Raw genomic sequence first — 18,010 nt, forward strand, 5'->3', positions numbered from 1 at the left:
TTATGCTTGTTCCCGGCAGCCGGTTAACATCCTGGCTTTTACCCATGGGAGGCCATATTTATAAGGGGTACGCCTCTTATAAATGGAAAAAGAGGTAAAGGAGCAGTAAAAGAACCGGTTGGTGTATGAGGTAGATGATCAGTGAATGTTGCCCGGCTGAAACCAGTAAAGAATTATTCAGGGTAAAGGGGAAAAGACTTTGTTTAGCCGCATACTTCCATCTGCTGAAGGCCACGCCGTAAAGAAAGAGACCGAACCACGGAAAAAGGGGATAAAAGTCCACCGAATAAAAATCTTCTGTTACAAGTCCCAGGGGGAACAGAAAATTAACCGGGACGTTTATGCCGGATAGATACCGTCCGGACAAGATAATCAAAGTTGCCATAAAAAATAAAATCAGCGGTTTTATATGCTTAAACAGGGGATATAAAAGGATACTAACGCCTAGAAAGTGAAGGATACCGAATACAATGTTCGAGCCCGGTACGGCCACAGCGGTGGTCAGAGTAATAACAAATCCCAGGAACAGGAGGATAACCCCCCGTTTCAAATTATTTTTACTTAGGGAACTGCTGATACCGGCAATAAAAATAAACAAACAGGCTGCGGCTTTGCCGGTATAATAAATGATGCCTTGTTCATAGTGAATCTGTACGTCATAAAATGCTGCCAGATCGTACATGAAGTGAAAAAAGACCATCAGCAGGATGGCGATACCCCGAAAAAAATCCAGTTCCCAGATACGAGAAGGATTCTTTCCATTTAGCATAGATTTACCTTCTTTACAAAAACAGGTTATTATGCTAACTATAATTGTTAGAATGCGGAAAATCAATGTCCGGGTGGAGGAAATTGCTTTAAACAGCATAAAGAAACGGCGGGAGGGGCAGCAACCTAGTTAATTTGCAGGGTTTCTACCAGATAATCATGGAGCCGCTCAAAGAGGAATCCCACGCCAAACCACAGGGGCGCCATATCCAGCCGGATAAGCCCGCCCACCTGCCAGGGGGAAGACCCGGAATAGTCCCAGGGAATGGCTCCTGTTAGGACCTTAATGAGGGCTCCGGTGCTAAGTTCAATGGTCCAGATGGCGGCAACCCAAATGAATCCCCGCAGCCACCAGGGGCCATGGCGAATACTGTCATGGAGGGGTTCTAGAAAAACAGCCAGACCGTAAATGGGAAACATCCACAGATAAGTGGTGGAAGTTAAACGCACATCCCCGGCAAAGGCGGACAGCAAGCCGGTCCATACGATTTCCATTCCCCAGCCTAAGGTTCCATAAATCAGAAATCGCTGTGTCATAGGGCTATTATGCTGCAGTCCAGGGGCAAATATGCTCCGCCTTTCTTTGTATTTGGATCAAAGAAATATTTTGGTGTTAGCTTGCAAAATATTCTAGAACAGGATAACGAAATGACAGGAAGGATCAAATGGGTCCTGGGGAGAATTCTATTAAAATTAGAACCAATAGACGATTAATTCTTGTAGTTGGGAGGAAAACGTCATGTTATTGACCAGGGAAAACACCGTGATTGGTTTTATTGGAACCGGTGTGATGGGCAGGAGTATGGCCGGCCACTTGCTCAAAGGGGGCTTCAGGGTTGCCGTATATAACCGTACCAAGGCCAGAGCGGAAGAACTCATTCAGGCCGGAGCTCTTTGGAAGGACACTGTGGCTGAAGTGGCTGCCGGGTGTAATGTTATCATTACCATGGTGGGTTACCCCAGCGATGTGGAAGAGGTGTATTTTGGCGATGAGGGAGTCATTCGTCACGCCAAACCCGGCAGCTATTTAATTGACATGACCACATCTTCTCCATCTTTGGCCCGAAAGATTTATGAAAAGGCTGAGAAAAGGGAGCTTATGGCCCTGGATGCCCCGGTTTCCGGCGGGGATGTCGGTGCCCGGGAAGCCCGGCTGGCTATTATGGTGGGCGGGGATGCTGCCGCCTTTGAGGCCATAAAGCCCATTCTGGAAATAATGGGTAAAAACATTGTGCTGCAGGGAGATGCCGGTGCCGGTCAATATACCAAAATGTGCAACCAAATTGCCATTGCTTCCAACATGATGGGGGTATGTGAAGCGGTGGCTTACGCCCAAAGGGCGGGACTGGATCCTGCAAGAGTTTTGCAGAGTATTGAGACCGGAGCTGCCGGCAGTTGGTCCCTCAGCAATCTGGCACCTAGAATTATTGACGGCAATTTTGCTCCGGGTTTTTACGTTAAACATTTTATCAAAGACATGAACATTGCCTTGGATTCTGCTAAAGAGATGGGGTTATGGACCCCGGGACTGGAATTGGCCAAATCCTTATACGAAAAACTAGCAGCCCAGGGAGACCAGGACAGCGGAACACAGGCGCTATATAAATTGCTCAACCGGTAAGAATTACGGTAGTAAAAAATTTAAGCAAAGGGACGGTTCAAAGTTAAGAACCGTCTTTTATTTTTGCCGCATATCACGCACGACCGATTCCTTTTAAAATAAATCCATGATTTTAATGTTTTTATGGGTCATATTTTATCGACGGGTTTAATATGATACATTAACTGACTATGAAAAATTTCTTCAAATCCATTGGTGGTCAGTAACAATCCATAATTTGGTTTCATACGATATAATACGGCTGGTTACTGTATTGGTTCGGGTGTCACAGGGTTAAAGCAAATAGGGGGATTGAAAGGGATTTTTAAAAAGCCCTGTTAAAACACTAAAGAGTTGTAGTAACCGGGATGAAATTTTTAGAAAAGGAGAGTTTTGTATGCCGATTCGTTTTGGACCCATTGAGAGAGTTTTTGTCAGTGAGCAAGCGGCTTTAACTCCAGGTAGTATTCTTCTGCCTAACGGAGGTTCGGTGGACCTGGCCAGCATTACCGTGCAGGGGGATTGCCCCGCTGTTCTTTTGCAGGCGGTAATTAATTTCAGCGTTACCTTTACTCCTCTGATCACACCGGTTATTGCCACGGTTCCTGGATTTGCCCAGATTACCTTTGAATTTTTGCTAAATGGAACTCCCATTTACCGTGTAACTGAGACCGCAGAACAGGCTGGCTTACCCCTTGGTTTGCTGTTTACAACAGCTTCCACCACATTTGAAACAGTAAATATGCTGCATTTCGACCTGTCCAACTTAACCGGGTTGTCCAGCACCAGCATTGATACCTACACTTTAAGAGCCAGCAACATCATTCTTACACCGCCGCTGGTCACACCTGCGGGTGTTGCCGCAGGAACTGTTAGTGCGGCTGCCGGACCCGTAACCTTCATTGCTGAAGCTGTAAGAATCCGCAGGGATGAAGATGAGATTTAATTTAGACTCAAAAGTATTGCCGTTTATTGGTAAGGTCTTTACTCCGAAAAAGGAGTAAAGACCTTATTTTTTAAGCAAAGTCCCGGTTCATGCGATGATCGCATTGCAAATCCAAAAGGACCCGCAAAGTGTAACCTTTTTTCCTGGCCTGCAGACAAAAGGGTGCGTCTTCTCCCAAGGGGTGAGGACCATAACGTACACCATCTTCCAGAGCCTGCCGGGGGATGAGATAGACGGCGCCGGTTATGTCTACATCCATATATCCCTGTAAAGGATAGGTAGGAGGATGAATATATAAGCCGTTCCGGTAAATTAAAAAATTGCCTGGTGATCTTCCGTCGAGCCTTTGACCGGGGACATTGGAGATAGCTGCACCTACGATAAGCTTTGGGCCCCCGGAGAGCAGCCTTTCCAGGAGAGTCGGCGGCACAATGATATCGGAATCTACCGAAAGTAGGTAATGGGCGTCGGTTTCCAAAAAACGTTCGATAAACTGATTGCGCAGGAAAGCCAGATTGGCAAATTGATGAGCCGAATGCTGTTCCCGTATGCCATGGGGACTTCTCGTGTTGATGGAATAAATAATTTTTTCAGCGTCCAGAGTGGTCTCCTCAAGAATTTTTTTGGTATTGTCCCTGCTGTCGTTTTCCAGGAACAAGTATAACTTATGCGGGTAGGAAATTTCTTGCAGGGCCTGGAGGTACTCCGGTAATACCCAGGCCCGGTCGCGCACCACACAACCAATGGCCACTTTATCCATGTTTTTTTAACTCTCCTTGTATTAATGTAAGCAGTTTTTTTGCCCGTTCATGCCAGGAGTTTAACCTGGCCAAGGCAATACGGTCCTCTTTGCCTTTTTTGCTTTTAATTCTTTTTATATCCGGCAGGCTTTCTGAACGAATGGTGACCACATAGTCCGGATCTACTTCCGGCAGTTCTGTGCTGAGGATGGGAATCCCACTGGCCAGATATTCCCAAAACTTAATTGGATTGACACCGGCAGTCATCTGGTTGAGCCGAAGAGGGATCAGGCAAAAGGAAAAATTGCTTAAATAAAAGGGCAGGTCTCGGTATTCTCTGTGTCCCAGGTAATGAACATTGGGTGCCTGGACCGGAGGTTTCCCAAAATGCAGGGGACCGATAAATACAAATTCATAATTGTGCAACCGGTGGGCCAGGGTGTCAATCAGTGGCCAATCCAGCCAGGTAGCCATGGCCCCAATGTATCCGATCAAGGGCTTCCCTGTGGTGAAAGGAAATTCGTTAACCGTATGCCTGGTTTGAGCCTGGCTGAAATGCTCGTAGTCACAGCCGTTTGGTATCAGAAAAGCGCCATCCCCGCGATAGAAACCGGCCCTGCTGACCAAAGAGCGGGCCGAAGCAATGACCAGATCCGCTTTTTTTACAGCCTGATCATAATTGGGAAACCAGTGGGCAAACTCACAAACCGGTTCATCAATGGAATCAAAAACAACCAGATCCCCTTGCGCCGGGTGGATATTCTGCACCTGTAAAGGAGAGGTATAATAAATGACCACCGGATAACCGGGATAGACCTGTTTTGCATATTGAACCGCTTCCGGCAGATCAACCTGGTTGGCCAGTATCAGATTCTCGTCCACAGATTGAAATCCGGCAGTATGCCTGTGTTCAAGATTCAGGTTGCAAAATACAGAAGGGCAGCCGCACCGGGACAGGGCCTTTAGCAACTGCTGGGGCCTTTGATGCAAATAATCCCAATCCACCGTTGGCGGGTATACAATTACCGGAACCAAAGAATCATCACCCTTCAAATGAATTCAGGTTATAATATGAGACAGCAGACAGTAAAATGACAGGGCTTACACCTTATATTGCATAAGCGCTGGGACAAGGCCATATAATAGGATACCGCTAGATCGATAGGAGGGGATGAAAACTGCAAGCTCGTATGAATGCCATCTGGCCGTTATTAATCCTGATTACCGCTGTCTTCAGCCTGCTTTACCTCTGGTACAGCCTCTTTCCCGGGCGGATTCAGCCGGAGGTCTTTCGCTACTTCAGTGCGGAACAGGTGGCGGCGGGGCGGGAGTATAACCTGACCCAAAGATTGCTTTTTATTACCGGATTCATGGTGCAAATCCTCTTTTTGCTTTGGTTGGTATTCAGCGGACGGGGAATGGCCTTTGCCCGTTGGGCCCAGCAGTTGGCCGGAGGCAGCTATTGGGGAGGAATTCTGGTATTCTTTGTATCTCTGTGGTTGATGTTGAGTCTGGTGAAGCTGCCCTTTACCCTTTACAGCAGCTACTTTTTGCAGAAAAGCTGGGGTTTTTCCACCCAAACCCTAGGTTCCTGGTGGCTGGATTACTTCAAGTACGCCGGTTTGGACCTGATTTTATCCGCCCTAGGCGTTCTTTTATTGTTCTGGATTCTGGGACGCTGGCCCGGCATCTGGTGGCTCCTGGGGGCCGGTTTTGTTTCACTCTGGTTGGTCCTGCAAAGTTACCTTTGGCCGGTACTGGTTTCACCGCTGTTTAATCAATTTGTTCCTGCCAAGGACCCCGCCATTATTTCCATGGTACAGGAATTATCCCAAAAGGCCGGCGTACCTGTGGATGAGGTCCTGGTGATGGACGCCAGCCAGCGCACCACCAAAGCCAATGCCTATTTTACCGGTCTGGGCGCCACCAAGCGGATTGTTTTATACGATACCTTGCTGAAGGATTACCCGGCGGATCAGATCAAGGCGGTGGTGGCCCATGAAATGGCTCACTGGCGCCAGGGGCATATTGTTAAGGGACTGACCCTGGGGATTTTAGGAAATTTTTTGGTTTGGGGTCTGTTATTCCTGGTTCTGCGGGGTACCTTTCCCCCGACGCCCCTCCGGTACCCGCCCCAGGCCTGGGCGGTTATCCTGTTATTCTTTGTATTGATCTCTTTTATCAGCAGCCCGCTGCAGAATTATATTTCCCGGGATATGGAGAAGGAGGCGGACAGGGTATCGGTTTGGCTAACCGGCGATGCTCCGGCTGCAGTCCGACTGCAGATCAATCTGGCGTCTAAAAATTTATCGGATTTATCCCCTCCGGCCTTTATCCAATGGTTTAGTTATAGCCACCCTCCGGCCTTAACCCGCATCCGTATACTGCAGGAAGGGGCCCAATAAAATGGTCTCCCCGGCCAATTGGATGTTAGAAATAACACCAATTGGCTATTGTTTTCCCCGGTTACCGGTCCTATACTGGTTTGAAATACTTAATAAAGGGGGTTAATTATGATTTATTCTTTTGCCGAGAGGGTAGGCCAAATAAAGAGTTCCGTAATTCGGGAGATTTTAAAGGTGACCGAGCAGCCGGGTGTGATATCCTTTGCCGGAGGTTTACCCGCCCCCGAAATGTTTCCCCTTGAGGAAATGAAGGAGGCCCTGGGACGGGTGCTGGATGGCGGCAATGCCTCTGCCCTGCAGTATGGCACCACAGAGGGATATCTCCCGCTGCGGGAATATCTTACGGCAGCCATGGAGAAAAAGGGGATCGCTACCCGGCCTGCTGAAATACTAATTACCAACGGTTCCCAGCAGGCCCTGGATCTGCTGGCCAAACTGTTTATTGATCCCGGAGACCGGGTGGTGGTGGAAAGTCCCAGTTATTTAGGGGCCATACAGGTCTTTCGCAGTTACCAGGCTCAGTTTGTGTCGGTACCAACGGATGACGGCGGCATCGAGCTGGCTGCCTTGGAGAAAGCTTTAGAAGAAAATCGTCCCAAACTGATTTATATTACGCCTACCTTCAAAAATCCTACGGGAGAAACCATGTCTTTAGAAAGGCGGCGGCAGGTGGCGGAACTTCTGGAGAAATATCAGGTGCCGTTAATTGAAGACGACCCTTACGGTGAATTGCGCTACCAGGGAGAGTCCATCCCTCCTCTTAAAGCTTTTGATAAGGGAAACCGGATTATTTACCTCAGTACCTTTTCCAAAACCGTGGCCCCCGGTTTACGTCTGGGGTGGATTGTGACCGGGCCTGAATTAATGGCCAAACTGGTACTGGCCAAGCAGGGCACCGATTTGCATACCGGAACATTGGTGCAGCAGGCGGTGCATTATTACCTTACCCACTACGATGTAACAGGCCATATACAGGCTATCCGGGATGAATATGGCCGACGCAGGAATACCATGTTAGAGGCCATGGACAGGCGGTTTCCCCGAGGCGCTTCCTGGACGGAACCCGAGGGTGGCATGTTTTTATGGGTGACGCTTCCCCAGCAATTGAAGACGGATTTGCTTCTAAAAGAAGCGGTTGCGGAGAAGGTTGCCTATGTTCCCGGGGAGGCCTTTTTTGCCCAGGGGGGTGGGCACAATTGCCTGAGATTGAATTTTTCCAATTCCCTGCCTTCCCAAATAGAAGAAGGAATCGAGCGTTTAGCAGGTCTTTTAACCCGGTATCTTTAAAACCGTATTGAAAGATAGGTCAAGGGGGAATTTGATAATGAGCGATTCTTTAGCCCAACGGGATAAGCTGGTGATTTTGTGGACCAATGGGGACAAAGAGGTCGCGGATAAAATGGTTTTTATGTACGCGCTGAATGCCAAGAAAAAGGGTTGGTGGCAGGACATTTGCTTAATGGTGTGGGGGCCTTCGGCCAGACTGCTTTCCACAGATGCGGAGTTACAGGCTTCCCTGGCCGGCATCCTGGAAACGGGTGTGGAGGTCGTAGCCTGTAAAGAATGCGCGGACCGCTACGGTATTTCCAACAAACTGGAACAAGTGGGCATCGAGGTTAAGTATACCGGACTTCTATTGACACAGTTTTTAAAAGAAGGATATAAAGTAATAACCATTTAGCGCCGTCAGGCAAAGAATCCCCTGTCCGGGGATTCTTTGTTTATTTTGTATATTTTTTGGCTCCCGACAGAATGGTGTTCAGAAAGACGGAACGCACCGGTTTTATGGCCAGCAGAGCCTTAAAGGGAGGAGAATTTTCCAGCAGGCTGGCCACCCGCCCCAGGGCCCGGTAACTCAGCCTGCCGGGGTCGCCAAAAATCAGATCCGCCAGCTTACCTCGCTCAATGGCCATAGCAACGATTTTATCGAAGGTGGTTTCAGGAGTAAAAACCCGGCTGGGGCGGGGCTGCAAAGCAATGCTGCCGAACCGGCAGGCTGCATAACACACTCCGCAGCCTAAGCAAAGTTTTTCTTCGCAGACGGCTTTCCTCCGAATTCTCTCACCCTCTTTTACTTCTACCATATGAACGGCTCCTACCGGACAGGCTTTCACACAAGCTCCGCAGCCTTTGCAGGCGGATTCTTGGATTTTCATAATCCAGTTGGAGGTAACAACCGCATTGCGAATATTAAATGTCTTCAAGGCCTGGAACATACCACAGCAGCAGCCGCAGCAGTTGCAAATGTAACCCACATTTTTTTGCACATTGTCGCCGGTTTGGGCCAAACCGGCTTTTTTGCATTCTTCCAAAATTCGCATGCCTTCTGAATGAGTAACCCGCCGGGCAATGCCATTTTTAATCAGCAGTTCGGCACCGCCGTTTAAGGTAAGGCAAGTTTCCTGGGGACTGGCGCAGGCTTTTCCCAGGTGGCTTGCTTTATGGCGGCAGGCGCAGAGAGATACCCCCACGGCGGTGGCGGACTGAATTAGGTGGCTGGCCCGTTCCCAATCCAGTACCTCGGTATAATCTCCCTGGGGCAATGCTTCCTCCTGGACCAGGGATCGTCCAATTTGTGTATTGCCCTGAAAAACCGAGCGGGCAAAACGGTCATCCTTCATCATATACTCTTCAAAAAGTTTGGCCAGTTCCGCCATGGGCAGATCGTCCCGGGTGCGCATAAAAGTAAACTCAAAAAAACCAATGACCACCGGGGCCAGTACTACGTAGCGCTCTCCGCCGTATTCCATATCAAATACCAGTCCCCGTCGGGCCATTTCCATGACCCGGCCGTTTAGTTCGTCTTCAGGAAGGCCCAATTTGCGGGACAATTGCGCCAAGGGAACCGGGCGGGTGGGAATTTGTCTGGCAAAGTTGGCCTCCTCGGGAGAGAAGAGAAGTTTTAATATTTTCATAAAAACCGGAGAGGCAGGAGCGCCTTCGGCATACAGATCCAGCCTTTGTTGGAGCAATCGGTATTCCCGGTCCTGGTTAACAATGTGTCCCAAGTGAAAGCCTCCTTACAATGGATAGATAAAATCAAATGATCCTATTTTTACCAGTGATGCGAGGATTTGTCAAGTAAAATTTAAAAGGCTCGGTTTATTTATAAGAGAGGTTCATAAATGTGAATTAGATATAGAATTCCATCTTTAACCAGAGATGGAAAGCATGGTATGATAAAGAGAGGTGATTGCTTTGCCCACTGTTTCCCTTTATCTGGCCTTTAGCGCCGGTGTGGCCTCCTTTTTATCCCCCTGTGTTTTACCTCTGGTACCCGGCTATCTTTCCTATCTGGCCGGAGTTTCTGTTACATCACCGGATACGGCGGGTATTAACAGGGGATTGATGATCCGGCGGGCCTTATTATTTAATCTGGGCTTCATCCTGGTTTTTACTTTGCTGGGTGCCACCGGCAGCTATATCGGAAAATTCTTGTTAGGCCATAAAGCCCTACTGACGAAAATAGGAGGAGTCTTTATTTTTATCATGGGCTTGCAAATGACCGGAATACTAAAATGGCAATTTTTATACAGAACCTACCAGCTTAAGCACCGGCTGCATATGAAAGGCCCTGTGGGGGCAGTCCTGCTGGGAGTTACCTTTGCCCTAGGCTGGACACCTTGTATCGGGCCCGTACTGGGATCTATACTGGTCTACGCCGGAATGTCCGGCACTGTAACCAAGGGGATCCTCTTGCTGGCAGTGTATTCCCTGGGTCTAGCGGTTCCTTTTTTACTGGCAGCCCTCTTTGTTAGCCGGATCGTTCCATCTTTATCCCGTTTAAATCAATATCTGCCGGTTATCTCGGTTGTCAGCGGAGTGATTTTGATGCTGGTGGGAGCGTTCATCTTCCTGGATATATTTTCGCGCCTTAGCGCATACTTAATCTTTTGAGAGGATTAAGATTTTACCTGCGGAAGAAATACAGAATGATTTAGACTGTTGGACTGGAGGGAAATACTGATACAGGATAGAATTGCCCGGTGTTTTAATCCCGATGCAATCTTTTTATCCTGGCTCAGGGATAAACAGGGCTTAAAAGAAAGGAGTATGCCAATGCATAAGCAGGATGCGCAGGAATCTGCCTGCCGCACAGCCCTCTCTTTATTCGATATGACTGTGCAAATGTTCCACAGTGCGGCAGATTATCTCAGCTTGGAACCGGGTATCCGTAAAATTCTAACCCACTGTCACCGGGAATTTGTGGTGAATTTTCCAGTGGTGATGGATGATGGAAGCATAGAAGTATTTACAGGCTACCGGGTACACCACAATACTTCCCGGGGTCCGGCCAAAGGGGGACTGCGCTATCACCCTCATGTATCCCTGGATGATGTGCGGGCGCTGGCCATGCTGATGACTTTAAAATGCGCGGTGGTTAAAATCCCCTACGGTGGGGCCAAAGGGGGGGTCACCTGTGAACCTGGAAAGTTAAGCAAAAGGGAGCTACAGGCTTTAACCAGGCGTTACGCCAGTGAAATCAGCCTGCTGATCGGTCCTGACGAGGATATTCCGGCTCCGGATGTGGGCACCAACGCCCAGGTGATGGCCTGGATTATGGATACCTACAGCATGCACCAGGGATTTTCAGTTCCCGGGGTCATCACGGGTAAACCGGTGGAAATTGGCGGCTCCATTGGCCGGGAGGAGGCCACAGGGCGCGGCGTATTTATTACCATTGAAGAGGCCGCCAAGGTGCGGGGAATCGAGCTGGAAAAGGCCAGAGTGGTGATCCAGGGCATGGGAAACGTTGGCGCCACCGTGGCTAAACTGATGATCCAAAGGGGAGCTACGGTGGTTGCCATTTCCAAGTCCCAGGGTGGCGTATATAATGCCGAGGGTTTAAATTTGGATCAGGTCTTGGAATATGTTGCGGAGAATAAAAGTCTGGCCGGGTATCCCGGGGGAGAAGCGGTAACCAACCAGGAACTGCTGGAGCTGGAGTGCGATATTTTAGTTCCCGCTGCCCTGGAAAATCAAATTACCCGGGAAAATGCCGATAAAATTAAAGCCCAAATTGTTGCTGAAGGGGCCAACGGACCCACCACACCTAAAGGGGATCAAATTTTAAATCAAAAGGGTATCCTGGTCATTCCCGATATTTTGTGTAACGCCGGAGGGGTGACGGTTTCCTACTTTGAATGGGTGCAAAGCAGGGACGCCTATTTCTGGTCCATCGGGGAGGTTAATGCCAGACTGAAAGAAATTATGACGGCCAGCTTTAAAGAAGTTTACCAGATTGCCGGCCGGTATGGTGTAGACATGCGCAAGGCGGCCTATATTTTAGCCATTGACAGGGTTAAATCTGCTTATGAACTGAGGGGGATTTACCCATAGGATATAAATAGCGAAGCTGGGCAAAATGATAAAAAACACTCTGCAACATTTGGGAGTGTTTTTTAGTTCCCCATCGCGGTGGTTTCTAAATAAAGTTGGCGAAAAAATGGGTAAAAATAAGAACATTTGATCCATTTTTAGTACACCGGATGGTAAACTTTGCGTTCGTGGTGTTCTTTATCAGATATTAATGATAGAATATTATAAACTAAGAAAAGGGGTTGCTCGTTCATGTCCTTGATTAAAGAAATAGATCTTCCCGGCATTGGAAGGAAATTTCAAATTAATGCCCGCAGCGGGGATAAACTGGTAATTGTTGTGCACGATGACGGCAGGCGTGAGATTCATCACTTTGATAATGATGACCCGGATGAAAGCATTTCCATGGTAACGCTGGACGATACAGAATCCCGTCGGGTAGGGGCGATTCTCGGAGGCATGGCTTATTTGCCCAAGGCTTTGGAATCGGTGGATGTGGCCTTTGACAATATGGTTTTTGAGTGGTATAAGGTCGAGGCAGGAGCCAATGCCATTGGCAAGACCATTGGAGAGCTACACATCCGCAAGAAAACCGGAGCGATGATTGTGGCCGTTATCAAGAAGGATCAAAAAACGGTTAATCCAGGCCCGGAACAGGTTATTACGGAAGGATCCACCCTGGTTGTTTTAGGAGAAAGAAAACAAGTGAAAGCCTGTAAACAATTGATTTTGCAGGGGAGCCTGTAAGATGCAGGATCATTTACTGTTTGAAGTAGGTTTAGCCCTGTGTATTGTGGCCGCTTCCGGGCTTCTGGCCGCACGCATAAAATTTTCCATTGTACCCTTACTGATCCTGGCCGGTATGCTGGTGGGTCCCCAGGCCCCGGTTTTTGGGGTGCTGGACTTCCGTTTTATCGAAAGCGCGCCGTTAATCGACTTTATGGGCCGGTTGGGCGTACTTTTTCTACTTTTCTACCTGGGATTGGAGTTCTCCGTTGGACGTTTGCTAAAGGCAGGCCGTTCCATTGTTGTGGGTGGGACAATCTATATGGCCATAAACTTTACACTGGGCCTGGCCCTGCCTTTAATCTGGGGCTGGCCCCTGAAGGAAACCTTGGTGGTGGCAGGGATCATTACCATTTCATCCAGTGCCATTGTGGCAAAGGTGTTGGTTGACCTAAAAAGAACGGTAAGAGCGGAAACAGAAATGATTTTGGGACTGATGTTATACCAGGACGTATTCGTGGCCGTTTACCTTTCCGTTGTATCCGGGCTGGTCCTTACAGGATCCACGTCCCCGGTGAGTGTTTTAAAATCTGCAGCAGTGGCCCTCGGTTTTATGTTAGGATTTATTCTTCTGGGCAGGAGACTAGCTCCTAGGATAAACAGGCTGCTCGATATCTCTTCGGATGAAATTTTTATGCTGGTGGTTTTTGCCTTTCTTACCCTGATTGCCGGTTTTTCCGAAACCATTCATGTGGCGGAAGCCATTGGCGCTTTGCTGGTAGGATTGGTTCTGGCTGAGACGGACCATCTGGATCGGATAGAACACATGGTGGTTCCTTTTCGAGATTTCTTTGGCGCACTGTTTTTCTTTAGTTTTGGTTTGAGCATTGATCCTCTAGCCTTGGGCGGCGCGGTATGGCCAGCTCTGATTGCGGTGGCGGCAACCTTGATCGGTAATTTTGTGGCCGGGCTGATAGCCGGTCGAACCTTTGGTTACTCCTACTATGGGTCCACCAATATCGGTTTAACCATTACCTCCCGGGGTGAGTTCTCCATCATTCTGGCCAACCTGGCTAAGGCCGGAGGCTTACTGGCCATCTTACAGCCCTTTGCCGCCCTTTATGTGCTTTTGCTGGCCATATTGGGGCCACTAGTAACCAAGGAATCGAAAAGAATATATGGTTTATTGGCCGGTATCTTTGGTTGGCCTGCGATAAAAAAAGAGAAAAGCAAACAGAAAAGCAATGCGTAAGCTGAGGGTTGTTTTACATCTTATTTGACTGCATATTTACAAAAACAAATGGGCAGGGAACCTTTTAAACAGAGTGATCCCTGCTTTTTAAATTATGATAAAGCTCGCCAATTTCTTAAAAGGATTTCTCTTTTTTATGCTGAACTAATTAGTATAATATAATTTGGCTCCACCAACCTCTGGGGGGAAAGAAATGAGCAAAATGGTACCAAAGGGTCGTATAACATACTTTGCACCTGCGGAACGGATACCCCGGGAAAGAGTTATGGAGCAATCCCGATTTTTAAAAAAGCTTCGGGATCTGCAGCAAATTTTTGATACTTTATCTCATATTACGCTTGTTTTAAACAAACAACGCCAAGTTGTTTTTGCCAACCAGGCTTTTCTTGATTTGCTAGGGCTGGAAGGTTTTGATTCTGTTTTAGGGGCCCGGCTGGGGGAAATTTTACATTGTATCCATGCCGATGAAACGGCTGGGGGCTGCGGAACGGCGGAAACCTGCGGAACCTGCGGTGCGGTTAAGGCTATTATTGAGAGTCTCAAAGGCCGCAAATTTTCTGAGGAGTGCCGTATCGCCATAAAACAGGGTAACAACATTGAATGCCTGGACTTTAAAGTATCAGGGACTCCTCTCAGAATGGAAGGGGATGACTTTACCATCATTTCCTTGGCCGATATCAGTCACGAAAAAAGAAGAAGGGCTTTGGAAAGAATTTTTTTTCATGACATTATCAATACGGCCGACAGCCTCTGTTCCATTGTTGAATTAATGGGTTATATGGAAGAACCGGAAAAAATAAAAGAGCTGGTGCGGGACATGGGAAGGGTCACCCGCATATTAATGGAACAGATATTAGAACAACGGGATTTGGCCAGTGCGGAAAATAATGAACTGGCTGTTAAAAAGATGCCCGTACAGTCAGGAGAGGTGCTAAAAGAACTGGTTGCTCAATTTAACAACCATCAGCTTTCTTGGGGAAGGAGACAAAGAATCCATGAAGACTCTGAAAACATTGTGTTTGTCACGGATTCTTTACTGCTCAAAAGAGTTTTGGGAAACATGATCAAAAATGCTTTGGAAGCCACCCAACCCGGGGATACGGTGACCCTGGGAGTCAATAAAAAAGAAGATCAAGTTCATTTTTGGGTTCACAACCCAACGGTAATATCCCGGGAAATTCAACTGCAAATTTTTAAGCGATCCTTTTCCACCAAAGGCCAGGGGCGGGGGCTAGGGACCTATAGCATGAAGCTGCTTACGGAACGTTACTTGAAAGGAACGGTTTCCTTTACGGTAACGAAAGAGCAGGGCACAACATTTTATGCCAGTTATCCACTATATCTCATGGATTGAGCAGCGAAGGGTCGGAATGGCCTTCCGCTGTTTTTAGTTCTGCTACAAAGAGCGTAATGACCCGATAGGTCAACGGAACGGCAACCTTTCCGTTGATCTTACCGGTGTTCAGGATTATGCTAAAAACCAGTTAAATTTTCGCTTTATCCGATTCAAGGCATTGAAAATAAAATACTTGCTATTAAAAGCAGGAAATGAGGCATGAAATTTAGAAATTTTAAATACTTTTAAAAGGTAATTATTTATAATTAAGCAAAATATTTACATCTTATGAAAGCTTAGGAGGTCATTTAAGATGGAGGAAAGCCGCTTTTGGCATAAAAATTACCCTGAGGGGATGCCCACTCAGGTGCATATACCGAATCAATCTTTATATCATTTCCTTGATCAAGCCACCCAAAAATACCCGGACCATCAGGCCGTTATTTTTATGAACCAGCAGCTAACTTATTGCGAATTAAAAGAAAGGGTTGATCGATTTGCCACAGCCCTGCACGTACTGGGAGTAAAAAAAGGGGATCGGGTGGCAATCATGCTGCCTAATTGCCCACAAACAGTGATTGCCTATTATGCAGTGATTCGATTAGGCGCCATTGTAGTCATGAATAACCCTCTTTATGTGGAACGGGAGTTGCTTTACCAGTTAAATAATTCAGGGGCAGAGACCATTATTTTTTTGGACCAGTTTCAGCCCAAAATATCGAATATAAAATCACAGACCTCTCTTAAAGTGTTCATTTCCACCGGCATATCCGATTATCTGGCCATGCCGGCAATGCTTCCCGCCCCGGAAACACAACCGGTTCTAAATCCCCCTCCGGGAACGGACATTCTCTGTTTTGAGGACTTGCTGCAGAAGAATTCTCCTAAGCCGCCGGAGGTTGAGTTGGATTTTGAGAAGGAGTTGGCCGTGCTGCAATATACCGGAGGAACCACCGGTGTATCCAAAGGGGCCATGCTGACCCATAAAAATTTGGTGGCCAACGTACTGCAGACCGGTGCCTGGCTGACCATTTGCAAAGAAGCCCGGGAAAGATTTTTTTGTGTATTGCCTTTTTATCATGTCTTTGCCATGACCACGTGCATGAACTTATCCATTTATCTGAGCTCCGCCATGATACTCATTCCCCGTTTGGAATTGAATAATTTATTAAAACTAATTAACGATTACCGCCCCACTATTTTTCAGGCGGTTCCGTCCCTTTATGTGGCCATCATTTCACATCCGGAAGTTCAACAATATGATCTTTCATCCATTAGTTGCTGTCTGAGCGGCGGGGCTCCCCTGCCCATCGAGGTGCAAGAAAAATTTGAAGCCATAACCGGGGGGAAATTGGTGGAGGGCTACGGTTTGACGGAAGCTGCGCCGGTGACCCACTGTAATCCCATTGAAGGAAAGAAGGTCAATGGGTCCATTGGGCTGGCTTTCCCCAATACCGATGTGAAGATTGTAGAAGTGGAAAAGGGTCTGGAGGAAGTACCGCTGGGAGAGACCGGTGAATTATGTATTAAGGGACCTCAGGTGATGAAGGGTTATTGGCATATGCCCGAAGAGACGGCGGCGGCCTTGCGGGACGGCTGGCTTTATACCGGGGATATTGCCCGTATGGATGAGCAGGGTTTTACTTATATTGTAGACCGTAAAAAGGACATGGTCATTACCTGGGGTTATAATGTATATCCCCGAGAGGTGGAAGAGGTTTTATATCAGCACCCCAAGGTTAAAGAAGCGGCGGTCATTGGTATTCCGGACGCCACCCGGGGTGAAGTGATTAAGGCTTTTATCGTTTTAAAAGAGGGGCAGCAGGCCACCAAAGAGGAAATTGCCGGCTTTTGCCGAAAAAATCTGGCCAATTACAAGGTGCCCAGAAAGATTGAATTTCGCAGTGAACTGCCCAAATCTCCTGTGGGTAAAATATTGCGCCGCATGCTGTCGGAAGAGACAAAGCAACCATAACCAAGTATTTTTAAGCAGGCTTAAGGCCTGCTTTTTGCTTATGAGATGAAGGGGTGTAACGGGCATATTTTAGAACTTTTTCTAATAATCATTAGGAGATTGTCCCTGGGAGGGATGCCCGTGGAAACCTTTGAACAAAAAGTGCTTTTAATTTTTTTTACTGCCCTGGGAATTATGCTGGGGGCGGTGCTGATCGGTTCCCTGGCTGCGGTACTGGTACGGGAGCCTTCTCTGACGGTGATGTTAAAATTAGCCCGGGATATTAAAATTTGGGCCATTGCAGCAGCCATCGGGGGAACCTTTTCGACCTTTGAAATTCTGGAAAGCGGTCTTTTTAACGGAGAGGTCCGGGCGGTGGTCAAACAAATTTTTTATATCCTTAGTGCTCTGGCGGGAACCCAGGCCGGTTATTATCTGATACTGGCCATCTGCGGGGGAAGTTCCGAATGAAGTGGAGATGGCTAAAGAGTCTGGCTTTCTTCCTGCTGGGAGCACTGCTGGGAGCTGCGGCAATTAATGTTCTGATTGGCCATCAAGTGGACCGCTTGGCCATGACCAACCGGATTTTACAAACCCGGCTGGAGGATACCACCGTTGAACTGCAAAGAATCAAAGAAAGCTCCAGCCAAAAGGAAAAGTATACTGTGAATGCGGTTGAAACCTACTTATTGCTGGATTCCCGAGAGGGTTTGACCGAATATGACGACATAAGGCTCAAACTGGAAGTGAACGAAAAAATAAAGATCTGGCTGAAACCATTAATGGGTCAAGAGGTAAAAACCCTGGATATCCTTTGGATACCCAGCGTAGTGGATAACCGGGAAATTGAAGTGAATGGAAACCACTACCAATTAAAAACCTATTTAGCTATTATCAGCGAAAAGATCACCCTTTACCTAAAAGTAACGCTTCAAAAAAAGGAAAAAAATCAAGTTTAGAAAAA

The 18,010-nt window shown here is 47.5% G+C and carries 18 protein-coding genes; 13 read left to right on the forward strand and 5 right to left on the reverse strand.

What is annotated here, in order from left to right:
• Positions 1-76: 76 nt before the first annotated feature.
• A complete protein-coding gene (locus DESRU_RS02765; RefSeq protein ID WP_013840606.1) occupies positions 77-769 on the reverse strand; it encodes a heparan-alpha-glucosaminide N-acetyltransferase in 693 nt (230 codons plus the stop codon).
• 125 nt (positions 770-894) lie between these two features.
• Positions 895-1,305 carry a putative ABC transporter permease gene (locus DESRU_RS02770; protein WP_013840607.1) on the reverse strand — a complete coding sequence of 137 codons (411 nt, stop codon included), beginning with the start codon at positions 1,303-1,305 and terminating at the stop codon, positions 895-897.
• A 172-nt stretch (positions 1,306-1,477) separates the two neighbouring features.
• On the opposite strand from DESRU_RS02770, the gene DESRU_RS02775 reads away from it, so the two are divergent.
• Both DESRU_RS02775 and DESRU_RS02780 read left to right on the forward strand, forming a co-directional pair.
• Positions 1,478-2,389 carry an NAD(P)-dependent oxidoreductase gene (locus DESRU_RS02775; RefSeq protein WP_273483181.1) on the forward strand — a complete coding sequence of 304 codons (912 nt, stop codon included), beginning with the start codon at positions 1,478-1,480 and terminating at the stop codon, positions 2,387-2,389.
• Positions 2,390-2,765: 376 nt separating this feature from the next.
• A complete protein-coding gene (locus tag DESRU_RS02780) occupies positions 2,766-3,314 on the forward strand; it encodes a hypothetical protein (RefSeq protein ID WP_013840609.1) in 549 nt (182 codons plus the stop codon).
• 70 nt (positions 3,315-3,384) lie between these two features.
• Here the strand turns inward: DESRU_RS02780 and DESRU_RS02785 are convergent, their stop codons facing one another.
• Both DESRU_RS02785 and DESRU_RS02790 read right to left on the reverse strand, forming a co-directional pair.
• Positions 3,385-4,074, reverse strand: coding sequence for a glycosyltransferase family 2 protein (locus DESRU_RS02785; RefSeq protein WP_013840610.1), 690 nt, complete (start codon positions 4,072-4,074; stop codon positions 3,385-3,387).
• On the reverse strand, positions 4,067-5,107 hold the full coding sequence (locus DESRU_RS02790; protein WP_187290606.1) for a glycosyltransferase family protein: 1,041 nt from the start codon (positions 5,105-5,107) through the stop codon (positions 4,067-4,069). The genes DESRU_RS02785 and DESRU_RS02790 overlap by 8 nt, the downstream gene beginning before the upstream one ends.
• A 137-nt stretch (positions 5,108-5,244) precedes the next feature.
• On the opposite strand from DESRU_RS02790, the gene DESRU_RS02795 reads away from it, so the two are divergent.
• The 3 genes from DESRU_RS02795 (at position 5,245) to DESRU_RS02805 (ending at position 8,140) form a co-directional block, all read left to right on the forward strand.
• On the forward strand, positions 5,245-6,459 hold the full coding sequence (locus DESRU_RS02795; protein ID WP_013840612.1) for a M48 family metallopeptidase: 1,215 nt from the start codon (positions 5,245-5,247) through the stop codon (positions 6,457-6,459).
• A gap of 108 nt (positions 6,460-6,567) precedes the next feature.
• The gene (locus tag DESRU_RS02800) at positions 6,568-7,746 is read left to right on the forward strand and encodes an aminotransferase-like domain-containing protein (RefSeq protein ID WP_013840613.1); all 1,179 of its coding nucleotides are present in this window, start codon (positions 6,568-6,570) and stop codon (positions 7,744-7,746) included.
• Between the two features lie 37 nt (positions 7,747-7,783).
• A complete protein-coding gene (locus tag DESRU_RS02805; protein WP_013840614.1) occupies positions 7,784-8,140 on the forward strand; it encodes a DsrE family protein in 357 nt (118 codons plus the stop codon).
• Between the two features lie 40 nt (positions 8,141-8,180).
• Here DESRU_RS02805 and DESRU_RS21420 read toward each other — a convergent pair whose 3' ends face one another.
• Entirely contained in the window at positions 8,181-9,467 is a 1,287-nt protein-coding gene (locus tag DESRU_RS21420; protein WP_013840615.1) for a 4Fe-4S dicluster domain-containing protein, read from the reverse strand.
• Positions 9,468-9,648: 181 nt separating this feature from the next.
• Between DESRU_RS21420 and DESRU_RS02815 the strand changes: the two genes are divergently transcribed.
• The 8 genes from DESRU_RS02815 to DESRU_RS02850 all read left to right on the forward strand — a co-directional run bounded on the left by DESRU_RS02815 (position 9,649) and on the right by DESRU_RS02850 (position 18,005).
• Positions 9,649-10,356 carry a cytochrome c biogenesis CcdA family protein gene (locus DESRU_RS02815; protein WP_238446351.1) on the forward strand — a complete coding sequence of 236 codons (708 nt, stop codon included), beginning with the start codon at positions 9,649-9,651 and terminating at the stop codon, positions 10,354-10,356.
• A 162-nt stretch (positions 10,357-10,518) separates the two neighbouring features.
• Entirely contained in the window at positions 10,519-11,799 is a 1,281-nt protein-coding gene (locus DESRU_RS02820; protein ID WP_013840617.1) for a Glu/Leu/Phe/Val family dehydrogenase, read from the forward strand.
• 231 nt (positions 11,800-12,030) lie between these two features.
• Positions 12,031-12,525, forward strand: coding sequence for a cation:proton antiporter regulatory subunit (locus DESRU_RS02825; RefSeq protein WP_013840618.1), 495 nt, complete (start codon positions 12,031-12,033; stop codon positions 12,523-12,525).
• A 1-nt stretch (position 12,526) separates the two neighbouring features.
• Entirely contained in the window at positions 12,527-13,756 is a 1,230-nt protein-coding gene (locus tag DESRU_RS02830; protein ID WP_013840619.1) for a cation:proton antiporter, read from the forward strand.
• A gap of 193 nt (positions 13,757-13,949) precedes the next feature.
• Positions 13,950-15,110 carry a sensor histidine kinase gene (locus tag DESRU_RS02835; RefSeq protein WP_013840620.1) on the forward strand — a complete coding sequence of 387 codons (1,161 nt, stop codon included), beginning with the start codon at positions 13,950-13,952 and terminating at the stop codon, positions 15,108-15,110.
• 295 nt (positions 15,111-15,405) lie between these two features.
• The gene (locus tag DESRU_RS02840; protein WP_013840621.1) at positions 15,406-17,067 is read left to right on the forward strand and encodes a long-chain-fatty-acid--CoA ligase; all 1,662 of its coding nucleotides are present in this window, start codon (positions 15,406-15,408) and stop codon (positions 17,065-17,067) included.
• Positions 17,068-17,181: 114 nt separating this feature from the next.
• Entirely contained in the window at positions 17,182-17,517 is a 336-nt protein-coding gene (locus DESRU_RS02845; protein WP_337998886.1) for a YtrH family sporulation protein, read from the forward strand.
• Positions 17,514-18,005 (forward strand): sporulation membrane protein YtrI, encoded by a 492-nt coding sequence (locus DESRU_RS02850; RefSeq protein WP_013840623.1) that lies wholly within the window; start codon positions 17,514-17,516, stop codon positions 18,003-18,005. Before DESRU_RS02845 ends, DESRU_RS02850 begins: the two co-directional genes overlap by 4 nt.
• Positions 18,006-18,010: the final 5 nt, after the last annotated feature.

It is taken from the genome of Desulforamulus ruminis DSM 2154 (assembly GCF_000215085.1).
Classification (GTDB): domain Bacteria; phylum Bacillota; class Desulfotomaculia; order Desulfotomaculales; family Desulfotomaculaceae; genus Desulfotomaculum; species Desulfotomaculum ruminis.

Bases quoted from the DNA above. Each gene is read 5' to 3' on its own strand.
- DESRU_RS02840 (WP_013840621.1), top strand. From the start codon at position 15,406: ATGGAGGAAAGCCGCTTTTGGCATAAAAATTACCCTGAGGGGATGCCC.
- DESRU_RS02800 (WP_013840613.1), top strand. From the start codon at position 6,568: ATGATTTATTCTTTTGCCGAGAGGGTAGGCCAAATAAAGAGTTCCGTA.
- DESRU_RS02765 (WP_013840606.1), bottom strand. From the start codon at position 769: ATGCTAAATGGAAAGAATCCTTCTCGTATCTGGGAACTGGATTTTTTT.
- DESRU_RS02780 (WP_013840609.1), top strand. From the start codon at position 2,766: ATGCCGATTCGTTTTGGACCCATTGAGAGAGTTTTTGTCAGTGAGCAA.
- DESRU_RS02785 (WP_013840610.1), bottom strand. From the start codon at position 4,074: ATGGATAAAGTGGCCATTGGTTGTGTGGTGCGCGACCGGGCCTGGGTA.
- DESRU_RS02805 (WP_013840614.1), top strand. From the start codon at position 7,784: ATGAGCGATTCTTTAGCCCAACGGGATAAGCTGGTGATTTTGTGGACC.
- DESRU_RS02820 (WP_013840617.1), top strand. From the start codon at position 10,519: ATGCATAAGCAGGATGCGCAGGAATCTGCCTGCCGCACAGCCCTCTCT.
- DESRU_RS02830 (WP_013840619.1), top strand. From the start codon at position 12,527: ATGCAGGATCATTTACTGTTTGAAGTAGGTTTAGCCCTGTGTATTGTG.
- DESRU_RS02770 (WP_013840607.1), bottom strand. From the start codon at position 1,305: ATGACACAGCGATTTCTGATTTATGGAACCTTAGGCTGGGGAATGGAA.
- DESRU_RS02795 (WP_013840612.1), top strand. From the start codon at position 5,245: ATGAATGCCATCTGGCCGTTATTAATCCTGATTACCGCTGTCTTCAGC.
- DESRU_RS02850 (WP_013840623.1), top strand. From the start codon at position 17,514: ATGAAGTGGAGATGGCTAAAGAGTCTGGCTTTCTTCCTGCTGGGAGCA.
- DESRU_RS02845 (WP_337998886.1), top strand. From the start codon at position 17,182: ATGCCCGTGGAAACCTTTGAACAAAAAGTGCTTTTAATTTTTTTTACT.
- DESRU_RS02835 (WP_013840620.1), top strand. From the start codon at position 13,950: ATGAGCAAAATGGTACCAAAGGGTCGTATAACATACTTTGCACCTGCG.
- DESRU_RS02825 (WP_013840618.1), top strand. From the start codon at position 12,031: ATGTCCTTGATTAAAGAAATAGATCTTCCCGGCATTGGAAGGAAATTT.